The sequence below is a fragment of the Blautia sp. OM06-15AC genome, from assembly GCF_003481425.1.
GTDB lineage: Bacteria > Bacillota > Clostridia > Lachnospirales > Lachnospiraceae > Fusicatenibacter > Fusicatenibacter saccharivorans.
In genome coordinates, this window is the sequence record NZ_QULD01000003.1 from 1 (window position 1) to 20,674 (window position 20,674).

Here is a 20,674-nt window from a genome sequence, read left to right on the forward strand (position 1 = left end):
TTATTCAAAAAATATCATTTTAAGGCTTGACTTTTAATAGTTAGTCTTTCGTTAAATGGTAGAGATGTGTATTTATCTCTTCACTATCCCATGGACAGGAATCTGCGAATTGGGCGGCACTTTTTTTAATTTTTTTCCTTTGAGCGGGTTTCTTCTATATAAATGTAAAAATCCAATCCGACCACTTTAAATTTTTCTCCCGCCCTTTTTGGGATTTTGTGTCCATGGGATAGTGAAAGGAAAAGTCTTTCAGAAAGGCGGTGTAAACGATGGGAAATGTTACAGAAACAGATGCTGCCATAATCAGCGATGCAGAACTTGATAAGGAAATCTCAGATGTGCTGATTGCAATCAGTGTCATTACCAGACAGCTTGCAAAGAAAAACGCAGTCAACCATATGTCAAAGGAGGCAAAAGACGATGAAGGAAAAAGAATTGGCGAAGTTATTTAAGACCATTGCTGACAGCTTCACACGGCTTAGTGAAATCTACTCTTCCACAGAAGACGTGACACAGCCGAAAGCTCCAGCGAAAAAGTAAAAAACAGTCAAAGCAGAAAAAGTATCTGAGGCGGCGCAGGAAGTTTCTCCTGAAAAGGAATCCGAAACCATCACTTATACCAAAGAAGATGTCAGAGCAAGACTGGCTCAGAAGGCCAAGGCAGATGCCGGAAAGTATAAAGCGGATGTGAAGAAGATCGTAGCAACCTTTTCTTCCGATGGTACTCTGACCGGAGTTCCTGCTGATAAATACCCGGAAGTGATCGCAGCTTTGGAGGTGATCGGCAATGCCTAAACACGCATTGCTCTCCGCTCCCTCAAGTAAGCAGTGATTGAACTGCCCACCATCCGTAAGGTTATGTGCTGAGATCAGGGATCGGGCAAGTCCTTATGCACAGCAGGGAACAGATGCACATAAACTCTGTGAATACAAAGTTCTGAAAGCTCTTGGAAAATCCGGGCGTGATCCGACTGCAGATTTGGATTACTACGATGTGGAGATGGAAAACTGCACAGAGGAATACTGCAACTTCGTCATAGAACAGTTCGAAGAAGCAAAGAAACTCTGTAAAGATCCTCTGGTGCTTGTAGAACAAAGACTTGATTTTTCCAGATGGGTACCGGATGGCTTTGGAACGGGGGACTGCCTCATCGTAGCGGATGATGTACTTCACATCATTGACTCCAAATATGGTCTGGGCGTTCTATAACCTTTCCATTTTTTCAAGTACATTTATATAATCCATTGATGGAAATTCTTTATCGTCAATGGTATATAACACATTTAATTTTTCTTCTGCCATTCCTACACTTTTCATCATTTTATAAGATTATAACATACAACATCTTTATCTGCCATTCCTCTTAGAGACTATCTATTCTATGCTGATTAACAAAGATGAAAAATTACAGGAATATAAATACCGCACTGATCCTCATAACAATAATTACTCTCTTCCTCTATAACAGAAAAACACACAGACCCTTATTACACTAACCATGAGTCTGTGTGTTTTTCTAATTTTGGTTTTCAATATAATTTGTAATAATTTCAGTGAGTAATTCATCGGGATTCCTGCCAAGCTTTTGAGCATGTTCGCGCAAACATTTAACTAACTCTCCAGGAATATGAAAAGGTTTAAATTTTTCAGGATATGCCCAACAACAAGTTTCACAATCTAACTGGCAATCTCTGCAAGCAGTACTTTTAAAGTTATTGCATTCATCACACAATGGTTGCCAATTTGAAATTTCATCACTTCCCCCTCTAAGTCTCGGCACTTTATGATCCTGCTGAAACCCTGTATCTTTCGGGGTTCTTCCACATGCAGCACATACATGGTTATATTTTGCAAGAAGAGGTTCAGAACTACCTTGCAACAAAACCAGAAGGACGCTACATGTTTGTATTTACACAAACCCATAGTTCCTGGCTAAATTTGATTGAAAGCTTTTTCAGCAAGATGACAAAGCAGATGCTGAAGGGAATTCGAGTTAATACAAAGCAGGAACTTGAAGACAGAATTTATAAATATTTCGATGAAGTAAATGCAGATCCAGTAGTCTATCATTGGACTTATAAGCCCGATGAAATTTCACCAGAAGACGTTTCGTAAAATGTAGCCAGTTATTTATTATTTGATCTACTAGATAAATTGACATAGTAATAAAACTATATTCTGTTCATTTTCTTTCTTTCCAGTTTATCCCAGTTCAGTTTGTTCTTCTTGTATCCCACAAATGCAGTCACACGGACAAACTCCAGATAAAAGCGGAGAAAAGTTGTTTCAAAAAAACAAGCAGTAATAGCAAGGATCAGCTCTCGAAAAGAAAACCTCTGGTCAATGGTATAGATTCTTGAAAAATATGCAGTTAATGTGAGTAAAATACCATACAGGGCATAGTATGCAAGAAATACCAGCATAAATTTCACGTTCAGCATATCCATCATCACAGATAAAACCATTGTAAGTACACCCAAAAGTTCAATAAATGGTGACAATAATTCGTAAAGCAGAAAATAAAGATAGGATAAAAGTCCTACAGCTCCGTACCGTGGGTTTGCCAGCATTTTACGGTGTCCCCACATACACTGGAACAATCCTCTCTGCCATCTTTTCCGCTGCTTGCCTAATTCACTTAATTTTTCCGGAGTCTGCGACCAGCAGATGGCATCCTGTGCAAAATCAATCTTATATGGCTTACGATTCATGCGGCTGAATTCATGAAGTCTGACTACCAGTTCCATATCCTCGCCCATTGTACTGTTGTCATATCCGCCTACGGCAATCACTGTTTTTTTCTCAAATAATCCAAAAGCTCCGGATATGATCATGTTTGCATTGATTTTATCCAGCAGGATACGTGCTGCCAGAAAAGAACGGGCATATTCCAGGGATTGCATTCTTGCTATTATATTTCTGGGCAGCCTGTATTTTATCACATGACCTTTTTTTATGACAACACCATTGGCTGGGCGGACACTTCCACCAACGGCTATTACATTTTCGTCCTCCAGAACCGGGCGAACGATTTTCTCCAGCGAATCATGCTGTAAAATAGAGTCCGCATCCATACAGATAAACCAGGGATACCTGGCTGCATTGATTCCGGCATTTAAACTGTCTGCTTTTCCGCCATTCTTCTTGCGGATCAAAGTAATGGGCACTTTCTGGTTCGGGCATTCATAAATTTCTTCCTCAGGCTGACATTGGATCAGATGACGGATCGGGCGTTCCACTCGCTCCATATGAAATGCATCAATCAGAACCTGAGATGTTTTGTCTTTAGAACCATCATCTATTACTATAATTTCATATAGTTTATAATCCAGGTTGAGAAGTGAAGTGACTGTATCCTTCACCGTAACCTCTTCGTTATAAGCCGGAACAAGAATGGAAACCGGTATGTAATAGCTTTGCCACAGTTTATTGTGCATCTGTTCAAGGCGGTATGATCTGTACAGCTCAATTGCGCCTGCTACAACCGACAAAAACAAAAAGCTGGAATATCCAATCAGGTATATAATAAAAAACAGATTGACACATTCCAGAAAAAAACGAAATGCATCGGTCATAAACCCGCCCCCCTTTGTACTTTTACTTCATCCAGCTGGTACTCTAACATTTCTTTTGCGTAGCGGTCATTTCCCTGTAAAATATCAGCTAATGCATCCCTGTCTGTATTCAGAACTGCAAGGCTTTTTGCAGCATTATAACGGACATACCAGTTTTTACTGGAAGTCTCTTTTTTCAAGATTTCCAGTGTCTGCGGTCCGGGATACACAGCAAGAGCAGAAATACAGGCATTCTGCAATTCCCAGAACCCTTCCTTTTCTTCTTCAGCGTGATGAAGCAGAAAAGAAACACTTCTTTCATCCTGATATCTGCCAAAATAGCGGACACATGCGATTTGAATTTCCATATCCTGGCTTGTTTCCAGCATAGACAGCATTTCATCCTTCCAGTTTGACGATGCATATCGAATATAATCCAACAAGCTTACCTGCATCCTTGGATGAAATTCACTCAATTTTTTCCAAAGGAGTGGTATCAGTTCTTCTTTTTTATCGAAGGAAAGAAGTCCATCTGCAAGTATTTTTTTATGCGGAAGCAGCTGCTCATTTGCATCCAGAAATGTCAATGCCTGCATAACCGCTTGTATATCTTCTGAACTGTATAATGCCCGCAAAGCATTCTCCCTGCAATAGAGACTTTTATTTCCAAGCAGGTCAAAAAGAAATGGGAAAACAATTTCCTTAGCCTGGAATTTCGTCATATGAAATATGGCAAATACATAAGCCAGGCAGGCCTTTTCCATATCCGGTTTTCTTTTATAAACCGGTATCAGTTCTTCCATCAGCCGACTTACAGATGCTATTCCCTGCTGGAATTGTTCCGGCATACTGTTTTCAACTTTAGATAATGCTTCACTGAACGTCAGAAGTCTGCTGGCTGAATGAAGCTCTTTAACCAGCCTTTTTTCCTGCTTTTTATTTTCCGTTATATTTTCTGAAAACAACTGTCTGTATTCTTCGCAATATCGTTGTTCCCTCCTTTTCAGAACACAGGAACGATATCTTGAAATTATCTCTGTAAAGCAGTTAAAAATGATAATCCCCACACAGACAATAAAATAAAAAACAATCACAAGCTGCGCTATCATTCGTATTCCTTTCCTGTCCAGTATGTCTTCAGAACCTGGTATGCTTCTTTTAATCTTTCATGGTAGGATACTGTATTCTCCCATCCTTTCAGTTTAAGGCCTCCCATCTCGATTGTATTTCCTTCTCCGCCAAAACCTATAAACATCTCTTTGATCCCCACTGATTCAATGCCATAATTTCCGTCATAATAATCATCATGGATCTGCATTCGGGACGGATCAGAAAAATTCAGCAGCTGCCATGGGATTCTAATTTCCACATCATCTCCATTACAGATAAAATCTGCCCTGGAATCATAAGCAGATGCAGATGGATTTCCATTACCATAATACAGCTTTCCACTTTCAAAGGTTTTTAACGGTGTGGCAGCATCCTGATACTGACCAATAACATCCCGTAATACCATGCTGATATTTTCGAATACAGCGCTGTCCCTGGCTGGTGGATCAATATAAGGATCTTTTCCTGTAATATCTTCCTCATAATTGGCATGAATGGGATTATACCGATCCTGAACCAACAGACGAGTATTATCTTTTCCATTTAAGACCAGTACAAAATCTGCAGGTCTTTCAAATTCTGCTGTACAATTTTCCATACGGGTACTGCCTGTTTTTTTGGTCGTATCAACCGGAACATACAGCGTGTCATTTTCCAGATCAAAGTCCTTTTTATGGAGATATAAATAAACACCGGAGGCATCATACTTCACACTGATGAAAGAGCCGTCTTCATATTGGATCACCCTATCTTTATCCGTCCATTCGGAAGTATCACCGTCCACGTAACAAACACTTTCTTTTTCCCCACAGTCAAATGCCAGCAGGCCAAAATGCTGGTCATTTGTCTGAGCATCTTCCCAGTAAATATTACGGCTTAAATCTACAGCATACATGGTATTCCAGGTATGCTTGAACCATTCATCCTGCCAGGAATAGACACAGCCTCCGGAAAGTCCGGCAGCCATAATGTCTTCATAACAATCTACCAGAATCTTTCCCTGTTCTTTTTCAGAATAGTATCCAAGTCCTCTGCTGGTCACCTGATTCTCATGAATCTCACCTCGTCCTGTGGCTGCACCAAATTCAACAGCCAAAACCGGCATTGTATGATGTTCGTTTAAAAGTCTTAAATATGCCCGATAAGTATTCCGTTTTCCGTCAGGAGTGATACAGTCACTAAAGTCAATCTTTTTATCAGACAAGCTGTTCCATGTTGTGTATTCCATACAGGAAAAGTAATCCTGATCATATGGAGATGCACTGTAGCTGGCAAACTGACCTGATATAAATTTATCAGTTGCAGTTATATGTTCTGTGTCGATCCGGGCACATTTTCTGAAATATTCTGCAATCTCTTTAGGATAATCAAAGGGATCTGTTGCATTTCCACTGGAAAAGGAGATCAGACGCTGCTCATCATATCTTGTTGATTCATAGTGCAGCATCCTGTCACCTGTTTTGGCAAGCAGGGATTCAAAGGCAGAGGCATCTTTTGAAGCAATAAGATAGGTTCCTTTATAAGGTTCCATATCCGGATATTTCTCATCTGTATATGCAACTGTTGTATCTTCCCATCCATTTCCGATAATATATCCCAGCACCCATTTCGAGACATCGTGTAAATAAAGTCCTGTACTTGTATCTGCATCATTATTGATGATAAGTCGTTTTCCATGGATCACATCTACAGTGACCAGGCAATTATCCAGAAGCTTTCCTGCAAAGGAGTCGGCATATGCATCCACTCGGGAGTTCTGTATATAATCATTTACCCAGATTCCCTGAAGTAAATATAACGGCTCCTCATGTTGGGAATTGTATTCATAGAACGCTTTATAAAAAGACGGATTCTGGACAGAATAGACTCTCAGCGTATTTGCTCCTGCTTCCTGGATCAGCTGAAACCAGTGCAGATAGGTTTCTTTGGTGATCGCATAATCTGTAGACCATTCACCAGGAATACCGCTTCCCATATCAATTCCCCTGACTTCAAATGGTTTCCACTTATCTTTGTCCTTTATAAGTATCTCTTTATTCTCAGTCCGGACAAATGTGTTTATATGATTGTCCCGGTCTGAGTCCATATAAAATCCGCCATAAAACACAGCTATAAATCCAATAAATAGAAGCAGAATGATGGCAGATATGCTGATAATAAATCGTTTCATATTTTAATCATTAACCTCATTATACTGCTTTACACGGGAGGATGCTGAATACTGACGCAGAGTCTCAATGTTTTCATCCAACCATTTTCCTCTGTTTCGCAAGTAACCTTTTAGCTGTCCTTCAGCGGCAGATCTGCTGTCCAGATTTCTTGATACCGGAACCAGAAGTCCCTTTGCCTGCTGTTCTACACTTCCCCATCGTGCATCGTTTCTTGCAAGAGCTGGTGCGATAAAATCAAGGGTTTCATCAATATAACGATAAAGTGATTCCTCACTTAACAGACCTTTTCGCAAGGAATGATATCGCTGGATGATCCGTTCAGTAAAATCCTCATCTTTGATAAGCATTTCAAACCATAATCGGTTGTTCAGGAAAAATCCAGTATAAGGAAGTTCCTCCTCGAAATAGTTATTACAGGCATTATTAAAATCCCATACACACATATGATACAGATTATCTGTTCCCTTATAAATATAAGTGGAATAGTTTCCGGCATCTGCATTACTGGAAAGCTCATTGATAATAAAGTAATCTACAAAGCTGTCTACATCTATCATAGAAGTGTAGCCATGTTTTTCCCTGTCATAATCATATGAGTACAGAGTTTTTTCAAAATTTGAAAAATCCTGCCGGATTTCTTCTGTCAGTCTGGCATCCCTGTTCCTGCTTCCGGGATATTCTATCTGCAGCATGAAGGGGGTTTTGTAGGTATACGTTGTAAAGCTGTTTAAAGCTTCTTCGCCCGCATGCTGATGATCCAGGCGAAGCAGGTATCCGGAAAATGTGCTGCGCTTGGCATTTACACGAAGTCCCAGCCTGGCGCCATCTTTTCCGCCGGTTATCATTTCAGTCATTACATATAGACCTTCATATTCACCATTAAGAATTACTTCGCAGAATCTTACATTTGGCGCATAAGACATCATTTCTCCGGCAAGATTGTAAAACATATAATTTCGTATGGCTGTTTTATCGAGCCAGGGACCGTATAATACCCATTCATGGTGCGCATCCATTCCCATAATGGAAAGCGGATTGTTTTCCCCTTTTTTATCTACAAGTCTGATGGCATAGCTTGGCTTATCAAACTCTCTTGAGGAATTACCTCTCATTCGTATGCGGATTGCAGAAGATACATCTGCCGTTTCATTTGCATGATGGTACTCTTTGCTGTCATTTCCGATTATATCCATCTGAGCAGCAATTGTAGTTTCCCCATCAGCAGCACGTGTATAAATGCGGTTGTTTCCATCATCCTTAATGGGTCTTCCCGGGATTACCACCCCATCTGTATCAATTTTGACAATCGGAAGATATGTACACAGACCGCCATCCGCAGGATCCGTACATGGTTCTTGGGGAATTTCCTGTTCATGCTGATGAATTCTCTCTGTTTTTCGGTAGTCCTTATAAAACAATGGCGCAAAAACGGCAATCAGAATAACCGCAAAGCAGCATGTAAATCCTATTATTTTATATTTCATATCAGTTATAAATCTCATCGCTTTGAGCTACAATATTAACACTTTCAATTTGTCCAAGGTTATAGAAATCATCTGTTAAAGCCGGATGCTGTTTCTGAACTTTTTCCAGTATTTTTCTGGATAATTCATAAATGTACTCAGCATTCTCCTCTGTCGTATTTTTTACCCGAAGAACGGCACCAGTCCCAAAATAACGAAAGATCTGGGATTCTATATTTTCACAGCGGCTTCTTTTTGCACGGATGATCAAAAGCATACGGTTATCACTGCGGATTGCTCCCATGATAAGAAAGATAAGAAAAATAGCAGAACTGCCTACTGCAGCAACCAGATAATCTCCAACTCCACAACATATTCCCACAATGATCGTCCAGAAAATATATACAGTATCTCTGGAATCTTTTATTGCAGTTCGAAAACGCACGATAGATAATGCACCGACCATACCAAGCGACAATGCAATATTGTTTCCTATGACAGTCATAACTGTTCCTGTCATAACAGTCAGAACGATTAGTGTTACTCCAAATTTTTTGCTGTAAATCGTTCCCTTATGTGAGATCACATATGAAATAAAAATAAACAGACCAATGACAGCACTTACCAGAATATGCATTGTAATTTGCTGCCAGGTCATATCCCCCTGCTGGGCAAGCAGGTTATAAATCGTCTCTTTCATTTCCTTTCCTCCTAAAATCTGTAGTCACAGCCAATTTGTCTTGCCATACAGTATTTGCTCACAGAAAGCTCGCTTTTCTGAACGGGCAGAAGCATATGCTTGATATAGCTTAACAAAAAACCGTTATATTTTACTTCCAACACTACAGCAAAAGGAGACATTACACTGTTTAACACCAGATTTCTATCAAATATATTGAAATTTACTTCATTAGCCCGTATTCCAGAATCAAAAGTTATTCGAATAGAATTTTCCGGCGCGATAAATGCAAATCTGTCATATTCTACAACTGTTTTAGGACGGTATGCCCACATTTCCATAATTGAATAACATTCCTGTCCAAACTCACTGCCACTGTTTAAAAGTACAGAATAATCACCCTCAATGAGAGCCTGCGCTTCCCTTCTGGATAATCTTAATGATCGCTTCCGCTGATAAGGTCCCTGCTTCTGCTTCATTTCAAACAGTGCAAAATCCGCATCAGGACTATATACCCGCAAACGAAACTTCCTTCTTAACTCCAGACCATCTTCCTTTTCCTGAAAATCCCGATTTGACAAAGAATCAAAGTACAAAGAACGTACCTGATAACCATCCGGTCCGTTATGTGAGTCAGTATGAACCACATTTGACAAATAATTCCGAAGTTTTAATGCTTCTGCCTGATTAAGTAGAAATTTCTTTTCTTCCCGCAGTACATCGCGCACAGTATTATTTCCTCCTGCTTTTGCTTTTTAGTAAATACTACAATAGTATACATCCATAATTTTTTTGTCCATATATGGAATAAAACTTTGTAGTATACAATGAACTCTCGATAAAATCAACATTTATTGACAATATATACCAAAAGATATGATATTTTATAAACAAATATATAAAAATCATAATGGAAATGGGGATTCCTTATGAAATGGGGATGTTGTATGATATCAAACTACCAAAAATATCTTGAAATACTATTAACATTTATCTGTGTGATCGTACTGTATCCACAATCGCCCTATGCCACCGAAGCCATTTCACAGCGTGAAACCATACGCGTGGGATTCTTTGAGATGGACGGATACCATATGCAGGATGAAACCGGAAAACGAAGCGGCTATGGATATGATACCTTACGTCTTATGGCACGCTACTGGAATGTTCATTTTGAATACATCGGCTACGACAAAGCTTGGTTTAATTGCCTGTACGGATTTACGGGAAGATAATCCTTTCAGCTTTGACTTAAACTTCTTCCATGACTACTCCATTCTCCATTACACCGCTTTTCAGATAACGCTTAATCAGCTGCACCACTCGTTCATCCTTTTCATTCCTGCGAAGTAAGTTCATGAGAATTTCATGATTGAGTGTGTCAAAGTATTTTGATAAGTCCAGCTCTGCCCATTCTGTGTCCGATTTTAACGCCCTTATTGCCTCCGTAATCATTTCTTTAAAATCCTGAAGAAAGGCTTGTTTCTTCTCACTCACTTCAGCAGTTCTCTGAGTCTCCTGATATTCCTGTATGACCCCTTTCATATCAATCCGATTGGACTGCAGCTTATTCTGCAAAGCTAACATTTTCTGTATATCGTTGATCTGTGACCACCAAAAAAATATAGACCACACGAGATTGGCTACAGCTTCCGGTGCCTGTCCCCGAAAAAAATGAGGAGAAAGTACTGTAAGAAATAATTGACTCCCTTAGGAGTAAATATGTAGTAGCAATAATTCATACCTTTTTAGCTGTATTTTGTATCGTAAACAGAAAGAAAATACACTATAATCCAAGGCAATGAAAGTACTTAAAAAAGTAGTTTCGTTGCCTTGGTTCCATTTTTAGAAAGAATAATACTTAGGTGGGAAAATTCCCAGGCGCTGTGTGGAGTTTTCTGTAAGAAGCCGGGGACAGACCGCACTGTTTCTTGAAAAAGGAAGAAAAGTGGTGAGGGTCTAAGAACCCAAGCTGTGTGGAGATGGCAGAAACAGGAAGAGTGGTGCGGCTTAGCATGGACTGGGCCAGCTTGCACTTCTGGGACAGGTAATACTGGTAGGGAGCAACATGATATACCTCCTGGAACAGGTGGATGAGCCTGGAGCGGGACAGGGAAACGGTATCTGCCAGATGATCCAAGGACAGACTTTCTGTTAAGTGCATATCGATATAATTGCGGATCGCCAGTGCAGTAGGATTGATGGGAACTTTGTTTGCCAGAAAATCCGCCAGCTCCTGAATATATTGATGGAGCAGTACAGCCAGCTTGTCAGCAGAGTGTACAGGGTCGGCGGTAAAGGCATCAAGGATCCGGGTCAGAGGTGTTTCGTTATGGAAGCGGGGGATCAGGGTGACACCGTCTAAGCCGTAATCGGAGAGAAGATGCTGTACCAGACTGCCGCTGACATTGAACCAGATCTTGGTCCAGGGATCAACTTTGTCTGAATAGTAGTGGTGGTAGGTGCCGGCAGTAAGGATATAGGCATCTCCGGCATTTACAGTGAGGATACTGCCGTTTCGCTCGATATGTCCACGGCCGCTTAAAACGTATTCAAACACACACAGGGGTCTGCGATAAACCAGGATCTCATAGGCAGGATCCGGGTAAGTGATACCGGCCATGGTGGGAGAAAAGCTTTCCGCGGTAGGGCCGGTGTAGACAGTGTATTTTTCAGTCTGTGTGCGTGTAATTTCCTGAGGCATGGTGGTTCCTCCATTTTTTGAAAGCAAATTGCAATAATGTAATAACAGCATTGTAGTAAAAAGGAGCAAGCCTGTCAACTATGGCTTTCACTATATAAAATAAAAATGAAATCAACCCAAATAAATGATCACAGGAGGACAAAATTATGACACAAATACCCAGACCGGAGCATCCCCAGCCCCAGATGAAGAGGGAGCATTGGAAAAACCTGAATGGAGAATGGGATTTTTCCTTTGACTTTGGATGCAGCGGCATAGATCAGAAATGGCAGGAAGGAAAGACAGATTGGGAGAAGAAGATCCTGGTGCCCTTCTGCCCGGAAAGTGATCTGAGCGGAATCGGCTATAAGGACTTTATCCCCGGCGTATGGTATCACCGTACCATCACATTGACAGGGGAGGAGCTGAAGGGAGATCTTCTCTTACACTTCGGCGCAGTGGACTATGATGCAAGAGTATGGATCAATGGAGTAGAGGCAGGCAGACACCAGGGCGGTTATGTTTCCTTTACGTTTAATATTACAAAGCTTGTAAAGGAAGGAGAAAATGACATTACGCTTTTTGCAGCAGATGATGTGAGAGGCGGAAAGCAGCCCAAGGGAAAGCAGAGTCATTTCTTCAACTCCAGAGGCTGTGATTATACCAGAACGACAGGTATCTGGCAGACGGTATGGCTTGAGTGGGTACCGGAAAGCTACATTGAAAAAGTGCAATATTATCCAAACCTGGCAGAGGCAACTCTGGGAATTAAGGCGGTAGTAAAGGGGCAGGGCACACTGGAAGCAAAGGCCTTTTATGGGGGAGAGCCCTGTGGCAGCGTAAGCGCAAAGTCAGAGGGCGGCACCGTTACCATGACACTTCCTTTGTCCCGTCTGGAAAAGTGGGAGCCGGGTCATGGCAGACTGTATGACCTTACATTAACCTATGGAGAAGATAAGGTAGAAAGCTACTTTGGTATGCGTGAGGTAAGACTGGATGGAGAGAAATTCCTCATCAACGATAAGAGCGTGTTCCAAAGACTGGTGCTGGATCAGGGCTTCTATCCGGATGGCATTTACACAGCGCCTACAGAGGAAGCACTTGTCAAGGATGTGGAACTGTCCATGGCTGCAGGCTTCAACGGCGCAAGACTCCATCAGAAGGTATTTGAGCCTCTGTTCTTGTATCACTGCGATAAAGCAGGCTATCTGGTATGGGGCGAGCAGGGCTGTTGGGGACTGGATTACAGCAATCCCGCAGCATTAAAATATTTCCTGCCTGAGTGGATGGAAGCCTTGGAGAGAGACTTCAACCATCCCGCCATCATCGGCTGGTGTCCGTTTAATGAGACATGGGATTATGAGGGAAGAAGGCAGGATGACAGCTTACTGGCCAATGTGTATAAGATGACAAAGCTGTATGACACCACCAGACCCTGCATTGATACCAGCGGAAATTATCATGTGGTGACGGACATCTATGACTTACACAATTATGAGCAGGATCCGGCAAAGTTTGCAGCAACCTACGAGTCCTTTAAACAGGGAGGTGATTTGGAAGATAATCATGGCTACAGGCAGACACCTGTAAAGGGTATCCCTACCTTCATCAGTGAGTATGGCGGTATCAAGTGGGACGAGGAAGGTGTTGAAAAGGATGGCTGGGGCTATGGTGCAGGTCCTGCTACCAAGGAGGAATTCCTGAACCGATATAAGGGACTGACCGATGCCCTTTTGGACAATCCCCATATGTTTGCCTTCTGCTATACCCAGCTGTATGATGTGGAGCAGGAGTTAAACGGTCTGTATACCTATGAACGTAAACCCAAGTTTGATATGGATGTGATAAAGGCAATCAATGCCCGTAAGGCAGCAATCGAGGATTAAAAGCATCTCGCAGAGTATAAAAGAAAGCGTGTGAGAGACATTGGGGTCTGACCCTCTTACAATTTTCTTGGTGAGATAAAAAGCAAGTGCAAAACTTTTAAATGTATAGCTATAAATGAGCAAATTTGAAAAACTGTACAAACAAATCTGCTATACACGGACATTAAGAGGATTAAACAATTTATTGTCCGCTACACTTGGCGGTAAATACCCGTGACTGGACTTGCACCAGCAAGATTAGTGCCATGCTCGGCACACAAAATGACTGCCCCGCCTGCTCAAATGCAGGCAGAACAGTCATCTGATCTTTTTATTCACTTTTTATGAAACAAATTTTCCAACGATCAGACAGATTACAATCGTAATCACCATATCCGGCAGAGTGTTTCCCAGCGGCATGTCGATGTTCATCAGAATTCGGTATACCACAAATCCAATCACCCAGATGATCAGATTCGGAATATGTACGGCCAGGCTGCTCTTGTCCCGTTTCAGCAGGAAAAAGTCGGCAATCTGAATTGCGATCATCGGTGCAAAGACCGAGCCGATCAGATAGAGGAAATCTGTGATGTTGTCCATCGGATATACAATCGCTGCGATGGTTCCAATGACGGTGACAACGATGGCCACATGCTTTCCATTCCATTTGCTTACGACGGTCTCGCTGGAAATTCCTGCGGAGTAGGCATCCAGAAATGTCGTTGTTACTGTTGAAAATACAATAATCAGAAGGCCCGCAATGCCAAGGCCTGCCTTCAGCATGATCTGCGCGATGTCATATTCTCCGGTGATGATCGCTGCTCCCATTCCAATCACATACATCCAGCAGCTGACGATTCCATAGACAACCGCGCTGATGGCCGTTGCTTTGACCGGTTCTTTTGCTTCTCTTGTGTAATCGCTGATCAGCGGCAGCCAGGATAACGGCATCGCAACCGCAAGTTCTACTGCTGCACCGAATGTCATACTGTCATCCGATGGCGCTCCTGCTCCGCCTCCGGCAAAGATGACCTTGCTCAGGATCAGGCTAAGCAGAAATAATGCTGCCATGGCAACCGTGTTGATTTTACCAAGATTCGTGATTCCGATCACAATCCAGAGAATAATCAGGACTCCGATCACAAGGCACCAGATCCATCTGCCCGTATGCATTACGCCGTCTGCGGCGAGCGCTCCGTCATAGATCATGATGGCGGTCCAGCCAACGAGCTGCAATACATTCAGGACAGCAAAAAGGATGCTTCCCTTCTGTCCAAAACTCATTTTTACAGTTTCCATGGCACTTTTTCTGACCCTTCCGCCGATCACGCCCGCCAGAAACAGCATCAGGCATCCGATGATATGGCCGATAAGAATCGCTGCCAGACCTTTTCCCATGCCGAGCGGTGCAAGGTAGGTTCCGGTCAGGATTTCGGCAATCGAGACACCTGCCCCAAACCAGATCAGGCCATTCTCGAACAGGCCGGTACGTTTTTCGTTCATTTTCATGTTCCTCTCTTTGCTTAAATTTTCATACCGGAAACCATTTTAGCACAGAAGGGAAAATGCGGCAATGAATTTACTCTATCCGTTCATCTGACTCCCAATCTTTCTCCAATCATCCCAGCTTTTCAGACCATTCTGCTTCCTTAAAGCCGATCAGCACGGTATCACCATCGATCAGCAGCGGGCGTTTCACCAGCATACCATTCGTGGCAAGAAGCTGCAGCTGTTCCTCTTCGCTCATGGCAGGAAGTTTGTCCTTCAGTTTCATTTCTTTATAAAGAAGGCCGCTGGTATTAAAGAACTTTTTAAGTGGAAAGCCGCTCTTAGAATACCATTCCTTTAACTCACCGCAGGTTGGATTCACATCCACGATGTTGCGCTCGGTATATTCTATTTTCTGTGCATCTAACCATTTTTTCGCTTTCTGGCAGGTTGAGCATTTTGGGTAACATATAAATAACATTTCTCCATCTCCAATCAAATATAATTTATCCATAATCCTGTATCTTTTGCCGGAATCATTTCAGCACAGGAACGGAGGATCGGCAATTATTTTCCTTCTTCCAAGATCAATTCCAGCACCTTCATCAGCTTCGGAATCCAGCCCATCTATCTTATATAGACGAGCTGTTTGAGCTCTTTTGGTCTTTCCTTTTTCACAATTATGCAATAATAATCTATAACTTTGCACATACCAAATCATACAAAGCACTCATAAGTTCTTCCCCGTTCCGGCATTCTGCGACCATCGAAATAACCGCATTCTTGTCCGGAAGGATCATAGAAATCTGAGAATATTTTCCATCCGCCCGGTAGGAATTGTATTCTCCTCTCCAGAAAAGATAACCATAATTGTCTGTATCGGATGCTGCTGTACTTTCTTCTATCCATTTTTCGGATAAAATCTGTTTTCCATTCCATTTTCCCTTATTCAGGTAAAACAATCCGAATTTATGAAGTTCAGAAAGTGTAAGGAACAATCCACCTGCGCCAAAACTGTTTCCAAGAGGATCTGTCTCCCATGTCGGCCGCTTGATTCCAAGATGTTTAAAAAGCCTTGGTGTAAGATAAGAGACCAGATCGCATCCGGAACGTCTCTGTACAAGAATGCCTGCCAGGTAGGGACCAACATTATTATATACAAAATGTGTACCTGGCTTATATTGAAACGGAATCGCCAAAGACATTTTTACCCAGTCATCCTCTTGGTATAATGGCCGCTGTTCTCCCATAAGGCTGCCCTGTTCCTGTCCTAAACACATCGTAAGCAGGTCTCGAACCGTTGCCATTTTCAGATTATCATCGATCACATCGGGTAAATCTTCGGGAAAGGCATCGGTCAGTTTTTCATCCAAGGACAATAATCCCTCCTGGACAGCAAAACCAACTGCACAGGATGTGAAGCTCTTCGTTGCAGAATAGATATTTCTACGGCATTCGGGTTCGCTGTACCATTCATTTATGAGGTCGCCATCTTTTGTGACCTTTATTCCAAGAACGTGAAATGTTTTTGCAGCTCCTATAAAATCAGATATGTCCATAGCTAGGTTCCTCCTTTATTTTTACTATAATAATTTGTAGTATCTTTGCCATGTTGTCTTTCTGAAATTTTTATAAACCTATGTATATTTCCTCCTCATCAACCACTTCTGATCAATACATTTCACCTCACCATCAAACCGAATATGAAGATGAACTCCACCAGATCTCAGATTAATCTTTTCTATGATTCCATCTCCGAATTTCGGATGTGTGATATTGTCTCCAATTTTATATTGAACAACTTCATCCTTCTGCTTCTGTGCTTTCTGCTGGCGCTGATACGTATCTCGAATCGGCACTGTCTTATCATGAATCCGGCTTTTTAATACTTTATCATAGTTATGATCCAACAGCGCCTCTCCTGCCTTATAATAAGGTGTCGGTGCTGCACCTATAAGAGAACAACAATATTTCCACGCACTTCCATGTGTTCCAGCCTGCCATTTATACTTCTCAGGTATCCGCATATTGTACTGCATGTAATGCGCATATTCATGCTTGAATAAATCGATACGGTCCTCTTTTGACAACGGATTGTTGACTCCATACGCAACAAAGAGCAGGGAAAAATGAAAATGTTCCTTTTCATGAGCACTCTGCCTTGTATAGGATCCCAGAGAATCTGTCTCAAATCCAAATGTTACCGGTATTTTTGCTCCGTTCAAATGAAACTTCCGGTCCAGGTCCTGATACAACTTCTGGATTAATGCTGTCAAGATCGGGATTTCTTTCTGTAACTGCTGGCGTAAAAACTGGTTTTCTTGATCATAATAAGTCATTCTTTCATGTTTCCTCCCAGCTTTTCTATTGCCACTTCTTCCATATCTCCGGCTGATAACCGAGCGTAGAAAGTTTTCCATTTCTGACCACCGGCGTCTTAATTACAGATGGATTTTCCAGCACTTTTTGAAGCTTATCCTCATCGGCAATGTATTTAATCAAAGCTAATAAATCTTTGTCTTTGCCATCCCAATTAATCATATTTTCCAGTCCGCCATTTGCCTGAGCTACAGAATTAAATTCCCCTTTACTCATGCCTTTTTCCTTCATATCTCCAAACTGATACTTGATGCCGCGCTCTTTGAAAAAACGCTCGGCTTTCTTTGTATCGTTGCATTTCTTTGTTCCAAATATTTGTATATTCATTGTAATATTCCCTTCTGGAGCCAAAATTGCCGTATGCCATAATCTTGCGTATTATCTTACATACTTTCTTCCTTGATTATACAAGATTTCAGTTCTTACTTTTTAATTCCGACCTTTTGAACCTTTATCTGCCTAGAATCAGCTTTACTGCATCAATCAGATCCTCACTAAATCCTTCGAGCTCATCCATCTTAATAACTCCATCTCCGACTAAATATGCAATATCCCAAATTGCCGTAGATTTCCGAAGTTCAATCAGAACTCCTAGATTTTTCTTGTCCTGCCTAATGCGCTTCTCAAGTGTCCAAAAATGATCTGATGCATTTCCCGTGTTCGCGGGGTCAGGTACCTGTTGCAGATGTCGTCTTGTATAGGATCCCAGAGAATCCGTGTCAAATCCAAAAGTTATCGGGATTTTTGCTCCGTTTAAATGAAACTTCCGGTCCAGTTCCTGATACAAATTCTGGATTAATGCCCTCAAAATCGGGATTTCTTTCTGCAATCGCTAGCGTAAAAACTGGTCTTCTCGATTATCATAAGTCATTATTTTATGTTTCCTCTTGATGTAAGGCGCTGACCCCAATGCTATGAATCTTCTATGTTCTCGGTCACTTAATTATATATTTTGTTCCTCTGCCTTTTCCTTCAACTGCAACCACACCCTTTTCTCCCATGGTTTTAAGTAAATGTGTTGTTTTTGATTTTCCAAATGGGACATATGGTGCAATTTCACTTATTGATTTTAACATCGTCTTACTTAATAATTTGTAAATTACTTTTTCGTCCTCAGTCAAATTAACATTCGTTTCAAATAGCGGCAGCACAATTTTTATAGCATTTTCTGATACCTCAAAATCTGGTTTTATCAGACTCTCTGTATACAGTTGTTTTATTCGTGTAATTCCCGTTCCAAATATCTCTACAAATCCCAATCTGTAAAACACATTTGCAAGATTTCTATTCCTTAAAACAGAAAGTTTACCTGATAAATATTCTTCGGCTGTTATTCCAGCTGGCAATCCACCAGGAGATACAACCTCTATTCTATCATCAAACATAGAAACTCTGATGTGTGAATCAATATCCCATACCCTATGAATTAAAGCATTTGCAATTGCTTCTCTGAAAGCTGCTTGTGGTATTTTCTCCATCGTTTTTCTATCAGCGCCCTGTATGACTTCATATTGGTAATAGTCTTTAAATACAGCAAGTGTTTTTTCATATACATCTAAAACTGATACATTTTCAAAGGTTACTCTTTTTTGAATAATACTGATGTTCTCACCGAACTTAACAAGATCAATTCCGGAAAAATGATTTTTATCTGCTAAAAGTCCTGCTGCATTATTAAAACCATTTACATTGTCATACAGATTCAGTGTCTTTAAAGTATCCTGATTAAAACTTTCAATCTGAATATTTTCTTTTAGTTTATGCTGTAAAAAATCAAAAGATAGCTCCTGATCTTTACACTGTAATTCTTCAAAGCTAATATTTTTTCCTTCTAATACAAGCCTTGAAAATTCAAGTGTGTCTACCTCTATCGTTGCTGTATCATTTCGTTTGTATGCTTTCGATTTATATAAATATGGCTTCTGAAGACCACTTTTTACAGTAAGTTTTATCGTTTGATCATTGTTCTGTAGTTCAAGCATATAATTTGGCTGAGGCGAAATACTGTCATTGATTTTATTTTCGATATCCAGGCAAGCCTGCTTTACATCTGGCAAGCCTTTTACATTTCCATCATCATCTACGCCAAAAAGAATCATTCCGCCATTATAATTCGAAAAGGCACTGACTGTTTTCAAAAAAGTATTCGTAATCGTTTCCTTGAATTCCAATATTCTTGTTTCACGCATAGCAATCATTTCCTTTCCCAGTCTTAATGATTATATTATATGTTTAAATACGCGAAAAATCAATCGTAACTTTTTACGATTGATTTTTCAATTGATTTTGAGTGTATTTTTCTGTTATTCTTCTTCATTTCAATTCACGTCTTCACGGGAGACGACCAAGGCCGCTTCACTTTATAGTAAGTGTTCTACCGGTTGCGATTTTTCTGGGATGGTATAATTTATTTATGTTTTTTTAGATTTTTTTATTTTCTCTTTCGAGTCCCAGACATCCTGACAAATGCTTTCATCATTATTTTTATTTCTTTCTTTCCTGAAACCTGGAACTTTAAATATGCTTTATAAGTTTTTTCCAATATTTTCAAGTTCTTTTATAGAATCCTTGTTTTTTGCAAGTTCATCACTGGCTGTTGCATAATATGATTTTTGGAAAATCATATCCCATGAAAGATATTTCGCCATGCAGTCGAACTGTTTGTCAATTAACTCATACTGGATACTGTCCACCGGGGATCCTCCCACAACGATTGTTCCAACTTTTTTATTTTTCAGCTGCAAACCGCGGCAGTAGCACTTATCAATGATAAGTTTCAACTGCGCAGACATTCCCCACCAATATACCGGAGTAGCAAAAAGAATCACATCTGCAGCAGTAATTTTATCAATCGTGGGATTTGTATCATCCTGATCAATACATCCTTTATAACATTGACAGACCCCACATCCCTTACAAGGTGCTATATGAAGTCTGTCTGGTTGGATGATTTCAATCTCATTCTTTTCTGATGCCCCTTTTATAAATGCGTCAATCGCCGTCAGCGTGTTTCCCCTTCTGGCACTTCCGTTAATAATCACAATTTTCATGTATGTTTCCTCCAGCTTCTGATTTCATGAAATCATTATACCTTTTTTCGCTTATCCTGTCATCACATTTCATCAGATCAGAACCTGTCAAAACCTTTCTCCTTCGCGATTGTCGCACGTGTGCGGCGCTTTGGACGATATGGGCGATACAGGTCTTCTACTGCCACAAGCGTTTCCGCTGCCAGAATCTGTTTCTTTAATTCTTCTGTCAGTCTCTGATTAATATCCAAG

Annotated in this window: 21 protein-coding genes and 2 pseudogenes; 5 read left to right on the forward strand and 18 right to left on the reverse strand. The window is 40.9% G+C overall.

Annotated features, from left to right (window positions below):
* Positions 1-269 precede the first annotated feature (269 nt).
* Both DXB83_RS05345 and DXB83_RS05350 read left to right on the forward strand, forming a co-directional pair.
* Positions 270-452, forward strand: a complete 183-nt coding sequence (locus DXB83_RS05345) for a hypothetical protein (RefSeq protein ID WP_117510831.1) — start codon at positions 270-272, stop codon at positions 450-452.
* A gap of 380 nt (positions 453-832) precedes the next feature.
* On the forward strand, positions 833-1,210 hold the full coding sequence (locus tag DXB83_RS05350; RefSeq protein ID WP_330411384.1) for a DUF2800 domain-containing protein: 378 nt from the start codon (positions 833-835) through the stop codon (positions 1,208-1,210).
* Between the two features lie 307 nt (positions 1,211-1,517).
* Here the strand turns inward: DXB83_RS05350 and DXB83_RS05355 are convergent, their stop codons facing one another.
* A complete protein-coding gene (locus tag DXB83_RS05355; RefSeq protein ID WP_242991206.1) occupies positions 1,518-1,781 on the reverse strand; it encodes an HNH endonuclease in 264 nt (87 codons plus the stop codon).
* A gap of 92 nt (positions 1,782-1,873) precedes the next feature.
* On the opposite strand from DXB83_RS05355, the pseudogene DXB83_RS05360 reads away from it, so the two are divergent.
* A pseudogene (locus DXB83_RS05360) lies at positions 1,874-2,116 on the forward strand (IS630 family transposase); the annotation flags it as partial.
* Between the two features lie 56 nt (positions 2,117-2,172).
* Here the strand turns inward: DXB83_RS05360 and DXB83_RS05365 are convergent.
* The 6 genes from DXB83_RS05365 to DXB83_RS05390 all read right to left on the reverse strand — a co-directional run bounded on the left by DXB83_RS05365 (position 2,173) and on the right by DXB83_RS05390 (position 9,706).
* On the reverse strand, positions 2,173-3,576 hold the full coding sequence (locus DXB83_RS05365) for a glycosyltransferase family 2 protein (protein ID WP_117510833.1): 1,404 nt from the start codon (positions 3,574-3,576) through the stop codon (positions 2,173-2,175).
* Positions 3,573-4,151 carry a HEAT repeat domain-containing protein gene (locus DXB83_RS16340; protein WP_147398805.1) on the reverse strand — a complete coding sequence of 193 codons (579 nt, stop codon included), beginning with the start codon at positions 4,149-4,151 and terminating at the stop codon, positions 3,573-3,575. Before DXB83_RS16340 ends, DXB83_RS05365 begins: the two co-directional genes overlap by 4 nt.
* A gap of 509 nt (positions 4,152-4,660) precedes the next feature.
* Complete coding sequence (locus DXB83_RS05375; RefSeq protein ID WP_243002035.1) at positions 4,661-6,640, reverse strand: hypothetical protein; 1,980 nt, start codon at positions 6,638-6,640, stop codon at positions 4,661-4,663.
* A gap of 198 nt (positions 6,641-6,838) precedes the next feature.
* Entirely contained in the window at positions 6,839-8,320 is a 1,482-nt protein-coding gene (locus DXB83_RS05380; RefSeq protein WP_158565834.1) for a CotH kinase family protein, read from the reverse strand.
* A 1-nt stretch (position 8,321) separates the two neighbouring features.
* The gene (locus tag DXB83_RS05385; protein ID WP_117804407.1) at positions 8,322-8,999 is read right to left on the reverse strand and encodes a DUF4956 domain-containing protein; all 678 of its coding nucleotides are present in this window, start codon (positions 8,997-8,999) and stop codon (positions 8,322-8,324) included.
* A gap of 11 nt (positions 9,000-9,010) precedes the next feature.
* Positions 9,011-9,706: a polyphosphate polymerase domain-containing protein gene (locus DXB83_RS05390; protein WP_117510843.1), complete on the reverse strand. Its 696-nt coding sequence runs from the start codon at positions 9,704-9,706 to the stop codon at positions 9,011-9,013.
* Positions 9,707-9,925: 219 nt separating this feature from the next.
* On the opposite strand from DXB83_RS05390, the gene DXB83_RS16345 reads away from it, so the two are divergent.
* The gene (locus tag DXB83_RS16345) at positions 9,926-10,213 is read left to right on the forward strand and encodes a hypothetical protein (RefSeq protein WP_118700397.1); all 288 of its coding nucleotides are present in this window, start codon (positions 9,926-9,928) and stop codon (positions 10,211-10,213) included.
* A gap of 25 nt (positions 10,214-10,238) precedes the next feature.
* Here the strand turns inward: DXB83_RS16345 and DXB83_RS17255 are convergent.
* Both DXB83_RS17255 and DXB83_RS05400 read right to left on the reverse strand, forming a co-directional pair.
* A pseudogene (locus DXB83_RS17255) lies at positions 10,239-10,382 on the reverse strand (group II intron reverse transcriptase/maturase); the annotation flags it as partial.
* 457 nt (positions 10,383-10,839) lie between these two features.
* Entirely contained in the window at positions 10,840-11,682 is an 843-nt protein-coding gene (locus tag DXB83_RS05400) for a helix-turn-helix domain-containing protein (protein ID WP_055268294.1), read from the reverse strand.
* A 146-nt stretch (positions 11,683-11,828) separates the two neighbouring features.
* On the opposite strand from DXB83_RS05400, the gene DXB83_RS05405 reads away from it, so the two are divergent.
* On the forward strand, positions 11,829-13,547 hold the full coding sequence (locus DXB83_RS05405; protein ID WP_117804406.1) for a glycoside hydrolase family 2 protein: 1,719 nt from the start codon (positions 11,829-11,831) through the stop codon (positions 13,545-13,547).
* Between the two features lie 321 nt (positions 13,548-13,868).
* On the opposite strand, the gene cytX is transcribed toward DXB83_RS05405, so the two are convergent.
* The 9 genes from cytX to DXB83_RS05455 form a co-directional block, all read right to left on the reverse strand.
* Positions 13,869-15,029: a putative hydroxymethylpyrimidine transporter CytX gene (gene cytX / locus DXB83_RS05410; RefSeq protein ID WP_022462800.1), complete on the reverse strand. Its 1,161-nt coding sequence runs from the start codon at positions 15,027-15,029 to the stop codon at positions 13,869-13,871.
* Positions 15,030-15,144: 115 nt separating this feature from the next.
* Positions 15,145-15,495, reverse strand: coding sequence for an arsenate reductase family protein (locus DXB83_RS05415; RefSeq protein ID WP_022462799.1), 351 nt, complete (start codon positions 15,493-15,495; stop codon positions 15,145-15,147).
* 214 nt (positions 15,496-15,709) lie between these two features.
* Positions 15,710-16,573 (reverse strand): serine hydrolase domain-containing protein, encoded by an 864-nt coding sequence (locus tag DXB83_RS05420; RefSeq protein ID WP_055228665.1) that lies wholly within the window; start codon positions 16,571-16,573, stop codon positions 15,710-15,712.
* A gap of 78 nt (positions 16,574-16,651) precedes the next feature.
* Positions 16,652-17,353: a hypothetical protein gene (locus DXB83_RS05425; protein ID WP_117761815.1), complete on the reverse strand. Its 702-nt coding sequence runs from the start codon at positions 17,351-17,353 to the stop codon at positions 16,652-16,654.
* Between the two features lie 25 nt (positions 17,354-17,378).
* Positions 17,379-17,720, reverse strand: a complete 342-nt coding sequence (locus DXB83_RS05430) for an arsenate reductase family protein (protein WP_117761814.1) — start codon at positions 17,718-17,720, stop codon at positions 17,379-17,381.
* A 124-nt stretch (positions 17,721-17,844) separates the two neighbouring features.
* Positions 17,845-18,201, reverse strand: coding sequence for a hypothetical protein (locus DXB83_RS05435; protein WP_330411380.1), 357 nt, complete (start codon positions 18,199-18,201; stop codon positions 17,845-17,847).
* Positions 18,202-18,328: 127 nt separating this feature from the next.
* Positions 18,329-19,582 (reverse strand): ATP-binding protein, encoded by a 1,254-nt coding sequence (locus DXB83_RS05445; RefSeq protein WP_117761813.1) that lies wholly within the window; start codon positions 19,580-19,582, stop codon positions 18,329-18,331.
* A 336-nt stretch (positions 19,583-19,918) separates the two neighbouring features.
* Complete coding sequence (locus DXB83_RS05450; RefSeq protein ID WP_117510850.1) at positions 19,919-20,443, reverse strand: flavodoxin family protein; 525 nt, start codon at positions 20,441-20,443, stop codon at positions 19,919-19,921.
* A 77-nt stretch (positions 20,444-20,520) separates the two neighbouring features.
* Positions 20,521-20,673 (reverse strand): Tex-like N-terminal domain-containing protein, encoded by a 153-nt coding sequence (locus DXB83_RS05455; RefSeq protein WP_330410166.1) that lies wholly within the window; start codon positions 20,671-20,673, stop codon positions 20,521-20,523.
* Position 20,674: the final 1 nt, after the last annotated feature.